The sequence below is a fragment of the Pseudoalteromonas sp. S3178 genome, assembly GCF_005886985.1.
GTDB classification, from domain to species: domain Bacteria; phylum Pseudomonadota; class Gammaproteobacteria; order Enterobacterales; family Alteromonadaceae; genus Pseudoalteromonas; species Pseudoalteromonas carrageenovora.
In genome coordinates, this window is record NZ_PNCW01000430.1 from 1 (window position 1) to 267 (window position 267).

Genomic DNA, 267 nt, shown 5'->3' on the forward strand with positions numbered 1-267 from the left:
ACGCACTTTACGTCGCTTTTAGCGCAGGTGAAAGACATTACACTCAACGCACTAGATCACCAAGAATATCCGTTTGCGCTGTTAGTGGATAAGCTTGGTATTGAACATGATGCCAGCCGCTCTACGGTATTTCAGGTCATGTTTGTGATGCTCAATCACCGCGTTGAGCAATCGCATATGGATGAAAATAATGTCGCGTACTATAAGGGCTTTCCTATGCAATTTATGGAACTGCCTGAAGAAGAAGGTCAATTTGACATTACGCTT

The 267-nt window shown here is 43.4% G+C and carries 1 protein-coding gene; it reads left to right on the top strand.

Translation table 11 applies throughout. The features are described from left to right. Positions 1–267, top strand: a 267-nt coding sequence (locus CWC11_RS21610) for a condensation domain-containing protein (protein ID WP_138684231.1), incomplete at both ends; no start/stop codon positions are given.